This window comes from Burkholderia sp. E168m23, from assembly GCF_016586125.1.
Classification (GTDB): Bacteria; Pseudomonadota; Gammaproteobacteria; order Burkholderiales; family Burkholderiaceae; genus Burkholderia; species Burkholderia orbicola.
This window is the reverse complement of the sequence record NZ_BCPP01000365.1, coordinates 1-6,364: the sequence shown is the minus strand read 5'-3', so window position 1 is coordinate 6,364 and position 6,364 is coordinate 1. Positions and strand designations below refer to the sequence as shown.

General features: G+C 65.6%; 5 protein-coding genes and 1 tRNA gene. 3 read left to right on the top strand and 3 right to left on the bottom strand.

Going from position 1 to position 6,364, the window contains the following annotated elements; translation table 11 throughout:
• Window positions 1–804, bottom strand: an 804-nt coding sequence (locus JMF90_RS19130; RefSeq protein ID WP_011694249.1) for a GNAT family N-acetyltransferase, incomplete at its 3' end; no start/stop codon positions are given.
• 170 nt (window positions 805–974) lie between these two features.
• The gene (gene sixA / locus JMF90_RS19120; RefSeq protein WP_011545096.1) at window positions 975–1,436 is read right to left on the bottom strand and encodes a phosphohistidine phosphatase SixA; all 462 of its coding nucleotides are present in this window, start codon (window positions 1,434–1,436) and stop codon (window positions 975–977) included.
• Between the two features lie 161 nt (window positions 1,437–1,597).
• Between sixA and JMF90_RS19115 the strand changes: the two genes are divergently transcribed.
• Together JMF90_RS19115 and JMF90_RS19110 are read left to right on the top strand one after the other, a co-directional pair.
• Window positions 1,598–1,674, top strand: a tRNA-Pro gene (locus JMF90_RS19115).
• Between the two features lie 220 nt (window positions 1,675–1,894).
• Window positions 1,895–2,332, top strand: coding sequence for a hypothetical protein (locus JMF90_RS19110; protein WP_011545095.1), 438 nt, complete (start codon window positions 1,895–1,897; stop codon window positions 2,330–2,332).
• A 125-nt stretch (window positions 2,333–2,457) separates the two neighbouring features.
• On the opposite strand, the gene ppx is transcribed toward JMF90_RS19110, so the two are convergent.
• Entirely contained in the window at window positions 2,458–3,972 is a 1,515-nt protein-coding gene (gene ppx / locus JMF90_RS19105; protein ID WP_011545094.1) for an exopolyphosphatase, read from the bottom strand.
• 282 nt (window positions 3,973–4,254) lie between these two features.
• Here ppx and ppk1 point away from each other — a divergent pair, with 282 nt between their 5' ends.
• Window positions 4,255–6,318, top strand: a complete 2,064-nt coding sequence (ppk1, locus tag JMF90_RS19100) for a polyphosphate kinase 1 (RefSeq protein WP_006476331.1) — start codon at window positions 4,255–4,257, stop codon at window positions 6,316–6,318.
• Window positions 6,319–6,364: the final 46 nt, after the last annotated feature.

Sequence of the window (6,364 nt, the reverse complement as noted above, 5' to 3'; positions counted from 1 at the left end):
GCCCAGGAAGTGGCGGGCGTAGCGCGCGTTGATGTCCGACAGACGGAACAGCGTCAGGAAATCCGCGCAGTTGAAGTCGGGATCCCAGGCCGGGGCGCCGCAAATCTTCGCGCCGAGACGCAGGTAACCCTTGATCAGCGGCGGCGGTGCGACGACGGTGCCCGTCTGCAGTTCATCGACCGGCAGGGCCGTGTGCGGGAATGCGCGATACTCGGGCGCCGTCAGCGAGCTCGCCGACAGCGACTGGTACAGGTTCGCCGCGTAGTGGCCGCCGTCGGCCATCGACACGCTCGCGCAGCCGAGCATCGTCTCGTAGCCGTTCTGCATCATGTACGCGCCCAGACCGCCCCACAGCGCCATGATGACGGCGCCGCTGCGGTAGTCGCTGTGCACGCACGAGCGGCCGACCTCGACCATCTTGCCGCGCAGGTGCGTGAGGCGCGACAGGTCGAATTCGCCTTCGGCGTACAGGCGGCCGACACGCGCCGCCTGGTGCGGCGGCAGCACGCGGTACGTACCGACGACTTTCAGCGTGTCGAGATCGCGGACCAGCAGGTGGTCGCAATACACGTCGAACGGATCGACATCGAGACCGGACGGGCCGCTGACCTGCGCGCCCATCTCTTCGGCGAACACGCTGTAGCGCAGGCGCTGGGCTTCGCGCAATTCGTCTTCCGTACGCGCCCATGCGGCGCGCAGGCGATACTCCGATGTGACGGTTTCACTGGCGCGCGGCAGGTGGCGTCGCGACGTGTCGAGGGGCAGCGAGGCAAAAGGGAGCGTAGGCGTCGGCAGTTCTCGCATTAGGCTTTCCTGGTCGTAAGGAATAGGACGACATGCCCGCCAATGTAGTAACCGGCCGTGACCGTTATGTGGCACGACCGTGTCCTTTCAATGACGTGTCGCCGAATTGACTTTAGCAGAAAGCTTGCGAAACCGTACGATCAATCCCTTCAAACCAATTCAGGCGGGCTTTACACCAGTTCCGGCGTCAAAACCGCCCGCAATACGGCCTGCCGGCTGCCGTCGCGCGTGCGGCTCGCCAGCCACACGATTCCGCCCTTCTTGATGCTCCAGTTGTCGTCGCCGCCGGCGACCAGCTGCGCGGCCACGCTGCCGAGCGTCGGCTGATGGCCGACGATCACGACCGTCGGTGCGATACCGTCCGGCCAACCGGCCGCCGCCAGCACGTCGTCGACACTGCCGCCTGGCGCGAGGGCGTCGACGGTCCGGTACTGGTCGGTCAGCGCCTCGACGGTCTGCACGGTGCGCGCCGCCGGGCTCGCGAGAATCACGGTATTCGTCTCGAGCCGGCCGCGCAGCCATTTGGCCATCGCCTGCGCATCCTTGCGGCCGCGCACGGTCAATTGGCGCGCGAGATCGCTCGTCGCGTAGTCTTCGGCTTCGGCGTGGCGCCACAGGATCAGGTTCATCATGATGTTCTCCTTGCTTCGGCGAGCGCCCGCGCGCGCATGCGTGGGGGGCGGCCGATCATCCTGTGAATTGTCGCAAATCGCGGACCGCTCGCCGCCGCGGCATTTACCCGCATATCGTGATTGACCGATGCGGCCGTTCGACGTTATTATCTTTGGCTCGTCGGAGCGTAGCGCAGCCTGGTAGCGCATCTGATTTGGGATCAGAGGGTCGTAGGTTCGAATCCTATCGCTCCGACCAAGGAATCAAGGGGTTACGGTTGAACACCGTAGCCCCTTTTTCCGTTTACGGGTGTTTTTTACCGGCCCTTGAATCGCCCCGCCGTTTTCCGGGCTCGCCGCGATGCGGGCCAAGCCCGGCTCAACCGCCGCGTCGACGCACCCACGCCTCCACCACGAGTCCCGCGCACGGAACTTGCTGGAACACGCGATAATACGTGTGAAACAACCCGCAACCGCGCATGAAAAACAACGTTCTCAAGCCAGCCCTCTGCGCGTCGCTGCTCGTACTCGCGACCACCGCCGGCACCGCGTCGGCGAAAGCGCTCGACGACGCGCTCGACTGTCATTCGACCGGCCACAAGTTCGTCGCGCCGCTGCTCGCCGCCGGCGACATCCAGTCCGAGCCGATGCACGTCGAATCGAATTCGGTCAACGCGTTCCGCACGAACCGCTCGCTGACGGCCTACGGCTTCGGCGTCTACGTCGTGCTCGGTTACCAGGCGAACGATCCGATCTTCCGGCCGGGCGACGGCACGCCGATCGGCGACTGGGCCTACGGCGTCGTCGTGCGCGGCACGAAGAGCGCGGTCGAGGAAGCCGTGCGCAAGGCCGGCAGCGATGCAACCGTCAAGCAGGCGTTCCCGTTCCTGACCGCGATCGTCTGCTCGTCCGATTGAGCCGACCGTCGGTACCCGCGTTGGGTGGCCCTTGACGATCGTGCGGGGCGATACCTGACGAGCGCCTCACCCGCACATCCATCCACCCGGCGCCCGGAGCACCTCCCGGGCTCGCTATTGGCCCGTCACGCGCCGGTATAAACCACGCGATACGGGATACCGACCTTCTCCCACTCCGCCGCCTCCTGGCTGAGGCTGTAGTCGGTCAACGGGTTCTGCTCGACCCAGGCACTCGGCAGACGCACCTCGTACCCGCCCTTCTTCATCTGCGAAACGGAAATGTCGGGCAGCCCCGCATCGGTCCGGCGCCGGCACAGCAGCGCCGCGAGCCGCAGGCAGAACAGCAGCGGCCATTCGACCTCCCGCGCCTGCGACAGCTTGCCGAGCTTGCCCGCATGGCCGAGCACGAGCGCGGCAAGCCGCGCCTGGTCGGTACGCGAAAAACCCGGCATGTCCGCATTGCTCGCGATATAGGCCGAATGCTTGTGATACGCGCTGTGCGAGATCGACAGGCCGATCTCGTGCAATGCGGCCGCCCAGCCGAGGAACATCCGCCCTTCCTCGCGCGCTTCCTCGTCGTCTTCCTCGAGCTCGTCGTAAAAACGCGCGGCGAGCGCCCCGATCCGCTCGGCCTGTGCGCGATCGACGCCGTAGCGGCGTGTGAAACCCTCGACGGTCACCGCGCGCATGTCCTCGTGCTGGGTCCGGCCGAGCAGGTCGTACAGCACGCCGAGGCGCAGCGCGCCATCGGTCGTGTCGACGTAGTCGACGCCCAGTTCCTCGAACACCGCCAGCATGATCGCCAGGCCGCCCGCGAGTACCGGCACGCGGTCGGGCTTCAGCGCGATCAGCTTCAGCCGGTTGACGTTCTCCGACTTGATCAGCGCACGCTTCAGCCGCTCGAGGCCGCCGCGCGAAATGCCGTGCGTGATGCCCGGATCGTTGAAGCCGTTCGCCTCGACGAGCTCGGCGAGCGCGCGTGCGGTGCCGGACGAGCCGATCGCCTGGTCCCAGCCGGCCTTCTTGTATTCGCTCGAAATGATCTGGATCTCGCGCTTGGCCGCGAGTTCGGCCTGCCGCATCGTGTATTCGTCGACGTTGCCGGCCGGAAAGAAGGTGCGGCTATGGCTCACGCAACCGATATAGAGGCTCTCCATCACGATCGGCGTGTAGTGCGAGCCGATGATGAATTCGGTCGAGCCGCCGCCGATGTCGACGACGAGCCGCTTGCCGGCGCTCGCCGGTACCGAGTGCGCGGCGCCCGCATAGATCAGGCGCGCCTCTTCGCGGCCCGCGATCACTTCGATCGGGAACCCGAGCGCCGCCTCGGCCTCGCCGAGGAATTCGGCGGCGTTCTTCGCGACGCGCAGCGTGTTGGTCGCGACCGCGCGCACATGATCGGGATGGAAATCGCGCAGGCGCTCGCCGAACCGCTTGAGCGCCTCCCAGCCACGCTCCTGCGACGCGCGATCGAGCATCTTGTCGCTCGACAGGCCCGCGGCCAGCCGCACCGGCTCGCGCAGCGCGTCGACGGGATAGATCTGACTGCCCGCCGGCGTTTCCTCGACGCGCCCGACGATCAGCCGGAAGCTGTTCGAGCCGAGATCCACGGCAGCCAGCAAGTGGGGAGTTGTAACCATCAGAAGGGGGCTCCGTGCGCGTTCTTCCGCGGCAGCCGTTCCTCCGGCAACCGCGGGCGATCAATCAAAGGCGACATTTTAAGCGTGGAACGCTTGCCGTTGCCACGCTTCACGGGCATGCACACTGCTCGATTCCATATAGCCGAAACATTTATGCGACGAAAGGGTTACGGCGTAGAATTTCCCGATATAAAACCATTATTGTCATCAGCACGTCATCGTACCGTGAGAGTTTCCGAGCGTCCTTTCGAATCATCGCCTGAATTACCTCCTACTCTGCCGATGTCCGTCCGTTACCCGCTTCTCAACCGTGAACTCGGCATCCTCGGTTTCAACGAGCGCGTGCTGGCCCAGGCGGCCGATCCGCAAGTCCCGTTGCTCGAGCGCCTGCGCTTCATCTGCATCACCAGCAGCAATCTCGACGAATTCTTCGAAGTCCGGATGGCCGGCCTGCAGGAACAGATCCGCGACAACCCCGGCGCGCTGACGCCCGACGGCATGTCGCTGCAGCACGCTTACGATCTCGTCGTCGAACGCGCGCAGCGGCTCGTGCATCGACAGTACACGATGCTGCACGAAACCGTGCTGCCGGCGCTCGAACAGGAAGGCATCTACTTCCACGCGAGTGACTCGTGGAACGACGAGCAGCTCGAATGGGCGCGACGCTACTTCCTCGACGAACTGCTGCCGGTGCTGACGCCGATCGGCCTCGATCCGGCCCACCCGTTCCCGCGCGTGCTGAACAAGAGCCTGAACTTCGTCGTCGAGCTCGAAGGCCGCGACGCGTTCGGCCGCCAGGCCGTGATGGGCATCGTGCAGGCGCCGCGCGCGCTGCCGCGCGTCGTGCGCATGCCGCATGCGCTGTCGGGTTTCGAGCACGGCTTCGTGCTGCTGAGCTCGTTCATGCAGCGCTTCGTCGGCGAACTCTTCCCGCAACTCGTCGTGAAGAGCTGCAACCAGTTCCGCATCACGCGCAACAGCGAGCTGTTCGTCGACGAAGACGAAATCACGAACCTGCGTGTCGCGCTGCAGGGCGAACTGCCCGCGCGCCACCTCGGCAACGCGGTGCGCCTCGAAGTGTCGGCCGACACGCCGCTGCACATCGTGCGGCGCCTGCTCGAGGAAAGCGAACTCGGCGACAAGGACTGCTATCGCGTGGCCGGGTCCGTGAACCTCGTGCGCCTGATGCAGATTCCCGATCTCGTCGACCGCCCGGACCTGAAGTTCACGCCGTTCACCGCATCGACCCCCGCGGTAATCGCCAACGCGCCGACGATGTTCGACGCGATCGACGCCGGCGACATCCTGCTGCACCACCCGTACGAGAGCTTCCAGCCCGTGCTCGAACTGCTGCAGCAGGCCGCGAGAGACCCGAGCGTCGTCGCGATCAAGCAGACGATCTATCGCACCGGCACCGACTCGCCGCTGATGGACGCGCTGATGGAAGCCGCGCGCAACGGCAAGGAAGTGACCGTCGTCGTCGAGCTGCTCGCGCGCTTCGACGAGGAAACCAACATCAACTGGGCGTCGCAGCTCGAAGCCGTCGGCGCACATGTCGTGTACGGCGTGGTCGGCCACAAGTGCCACGCGAAGATGATGCTGATCGTGCGACGCGTCGTGCAGGCCGGCAAGGCGTCGCTGCGCCGCTACGTGCATCTCGGCACCGGCAACTACCATCCGCGCACCGCACGCCTCTACACCGACTTCGGGCTGATGACGGCCGACCAGAAGATCTGCGAGGACGTGCATCACGTGTTCCAGCAACTGACCGGGATCGGCGGCGAACTGACGCTGCACGAGCTGTGGCAGTCACCGTTCACGCTGCATCCGCGCATCATCGAGTCGATCCGCGCGGAGATCGACAATGCGCAGGCCGGCAAGCGCGCGCGCATCGTCGCGAAAATGAACGCGCTGCTGGAACCGTCGGTGATCGCCGCGCTGTACGAAGCGTCGCAGGCCGGCGTCAAGGTCGATCTGATCGTGCGCGGCGTCTGCGCGCTGAAGCCCGGTGTGCCGGGGCTGTCGGAAAACATCACGGTGCGCTCGATCGTCGGCCGCTTCCTCGAACACCACCGCATCTACTATTTCCATGCGGGCGGCGCCGAGGACGTCTATCTGTCGAGTGCCGACTGGATGGACCGCAACCTGTTCCGCCGCGTCGAAGTCGCGTTCCCGATCCGCGAGCGCAAGCTGAAGCGGCGCGTGATCGCCGAGGGGCTGTCGGTGTGCCTCGGCGACAACCAGTCGGCATGGCAGATGCACAGCGACGGCCATTATCGCCGGCGCCGCACCGGCAAGACGATCCGCAACGCTCAGCTCGGGCTGCTCGCGAAGTTCTGCTCGTGAACCGTCGGCGCGATGCAGATCGCGCCGACGCATCGCCATGAAAAAA